A 2,983-nucleotide genomic window follows, 5' to 3' on the forward strand; every position below is an offset into this window, starting at 1 on the left:
GCTGTCGCTGCTGGTGAAGCAGAAGCGGCTAGCGAAAACCGCACCGGTTCCCTGCATCGTGCGGGATGCTGCGTCGGAGATCCTGGCTGAAGACGACTCCCTGGCGGAGAACATGCAGCGCATCGCCCTGCACCCGCTCGACCAGTTCCGTGCCTTCCTAGCCCTGCGCGAGAAAGGTCAGGGCGATGAAGCGATCGCGGCTGCCTTCTTCGTGACGCCGCAGATCGTCAAGCAGCGACTGAAGCTCGCATCCGTGGCCCCTGCCCTGCTCGAGGTCTATGCTGACGATGGCATGACGCTCGAACAGCTCATGGCCTTCACGGTGAATCCAGGCCACGCGCGTCAGCTACAAGTCTGGGATGCGGTGAAGAACTCGTGGAACAAGGAGCCCTACGCCATCCGCCGCATGCTGACGGAGACCTCGGTCCGGGCATCGGATCGTCGTGCGGTCTTCGTCGGCATAGATGCCTATGAGGCGGCGGGCGGTGTTGTGCTGCGCGATCTCTTCCAAGGCGATGACGGTGGCTGGTTCGAGGACCCTGCCCTGCTCGATCGGCTGGTCACCGAGAAGCTTCAGGCAGGCGCAGAAGCGCTCGCTTCCGAGGGCTGGAAGTGGATCGAGTTGGCGACCGACCTCCCCTATGGCTACAGCCACGGTCTGCGGCGTCTGGCCGGTGATCCCGCGCCGATGAGCGATCAAGAAAGTGCGTCCCACGCGGAACTGCTCGCCGAGTATCGTGCGCTGGAGGAGGAATATTCCGGCCAGGACGAATGTCCCGAGGAAGTCGATGCGCGGCTCGGTCAACTCGAGATGGCGATAGAGGCACTCGAGCAGCGGCCTCTTATTTTCGACCCTGCCGAGGTCGCGCGAGCCGGCGTCTTCGTCACGCTGGATCGGGATGGCAGCCTTGCCGTTGATCGCGGCTATGTCCGGCCCGAGGACGAGCCGCGCGAGGAGACCGCGGTCCAGGATGTCGATGGCGCGGACGCCATGGGGCAGGAGCGCGATGTCGGTGGTTCCGGTTGGCAGGCGTTCGTGTCGTCAGGGGGGCGCACCGTCATCAACTCGTGTGGTCAGCCGATCAGCGCGGACCTGGCCGAGGATGAGGAGGACGGGGGGCTGAAGCCACTGCCCGAGCGGCTGGTGATGGAACTGACCGCCCACCGGACCCTGGCGCTGCGTGAGGCCATCGGTCGGTCGCCCGACGTGGCGCTGACGCTTCTGCTCCTGAAGCTGGTGACGGATACCTTCCGCACCTCCTCTGCTTCGGGCAACTGTCTCGAGGCCTCGGTGCGTCACGTCTACATGACGGCGCAGGCAGCCGATCTTAAGGACAGTGTCGTGGCCAAGCTGGTCGATGAGCGTCACGCGGCCTGGGAGGCCGATCTGCCCCTCGGTGACGACACCGCGCTCTGGGACTATCTGACGGTGCTCGACCAGGGCAGCCGTCTCGCGCTCCTGGCGCATTGCCTCAGCTTCGGGGTCAACGCGCTCCATGAGAAGGTGAACCCCTATGGCGCGGTCATCTCTGCCGGCGGTCTAACCCGCCGCATGGCGCATGCCGATCTCGTCGCCCACGCGGTCGATCTTGACATGGTCGAGGCGGGCTGGGAACCGACGGTCAATGGCTATCTCAACCGGGTGCCCAAGGCGCGGATCCTCGAGGCCGTGCGTGACGCGAAGGGAGAGGGGACCGCGCAACTCCTCGATCACCTGAAGAAGGGCGAGATGGCCACCGAAGCCGAGCGGCTCCTGAAGGGCAGCGGCTGGTTGCCCGAGGTCCTGCGCCGTGCCGATCTGGTCGCACTGGACGGCGAGGAGATCGCAGAAGGGCAGGGGGAGGACGCAGTTCAGCCCGAGGAAGTCGATCTTCCCGCCTTCCTGACCGTCGATCTGCCGGGCAGCGTTGCGTCGATGATGGCCGCCGAGTGATCTGAGCCATCCGGGGGCGGGGAAACCCGTCCTCACTCCAGAAAATCAAAGCAATATCAATAAGATGAATGCGGATACTCGCATTCGGGATGAGGAATCATGTCTGCAACGACCATCATCGACGCAGCCCCCCTCGGGGCGCTGATTCGCTACACTGACGGCAGTCCCAAGCCGCCGGCACGCTTCACCAAGAAGCTCGCAGCCTGGGAGCGATCCAACGGCGTCGGCCGTCTGGTGAAGAAGGAACCGCCCCGGGCCTATCCGACCTGGACCGCACCGGCCTCCTTCACGCTGCATGAGGGGAACTTCTCCTCGGACGGGGTCATCCTCGTCACCATCATGCGCAGCCATTCGGCCGACAGCCGTCTGATCTTCGAGGTGGCCGATGAGCCGAAGCCGGGGCAGGTGCGCGTGCTTCTGGACTTTGGTGGCAACACCGAGCTGCTGCATCTGGCGGAGTCCATCACTGCGGCCGAGCTATGGATCGCGCGGGAGGGCTATCGCAATGCCCATCTCGAAATCGTCGGCACCGAGGACGACAATAGGGCAGGGCGCGCGGACCTGGCCGCCTGAGCCCTGACAAGGCGTGAGGGGGCCCCCATAGGGCGGGCCTCTCACCGACCACGACCTCGTCCCGCGATACCGCGGGGTGCCAAAGGATCCATACCCCAAAGACGGAGGTCTTCAACCAAGAGCCTGGCCGGGAGGCTGGCGGCGTTCCAAGCATCAGCAGGACAACCGGCTCCTGACGTTGGGGCACCATCCCCCGCTCGCCATTCCCTTCCTTGCCCCGAATCCCGTCTTCGAGATCAACCCGCGAGGGGTCGGACTACGGGCGAGCCCTCGCCGCCGGGTGGATTCGGGCGAGCCGAACGCACCCGGTGATGTCAGCCAGTCTTCGGGCCTGCGGGGTCCTGTCGCGCGGGGGATGGTCCCCCGCCTCCCAGACAGGAGCCAAACAGATGTCCCGCAAAGATGCTCACGCCTTCGCCGCCTCCCTCGCCGCCACGCTCATGGTCTCTATTGTCGTCTTCCAGGCAGGGGATGGAA

At 65.3% G+C, this 2,983-nt stretch carries 2 protein-coding genes; both read left to right on the forward strand.

The features are described 5' to 3' along the window. Positions 1-1,933, forward strand: a 1,933-nt coding sequence (locus tag BMX43_RS17765) for a ParB/RepB/Spo0J family partition protein (protein ID WP_091303492.1), incomplete at its 5' end; no start/stop codon positions are given. A 99-nt stretch (positions 1,934-2,032) separates the two neighbouring features. Continuing rightward, the gene (locus BMX43_RS17770; RefSeq protein WP_091303493.1) at positions 2,033-2,506 is read left to right on the forward strand and encodes a hypothetical protein; all 474 of its coding nucleotides are present in this window, start codon (positions 2,033-2,035) and stop codon (positions 2,504-2,506) included. Positions 2,507-2,983 lie beyond the last annotated feature (477 nt).

This window comes from Gemmobacter aquatilis, assembly GCF_900110025.1.
Taxonomy (GTDB): Bacteria; Pseudomonadota; Alphaproteobacteria; order Rhodobacterales; family Rhodobacteraceae; genus Gemmobacter; species Gemmobacter aquatilis.

Coding starts and splice junctions, on each gene's coding strand:
- BMX43_RS17770 (WP_091303493.1), top strand. CDS start 2,033: ATGTCTGCAACGACCATCATCGACGCAGCCCCCCTCGGGGCGCTGATT.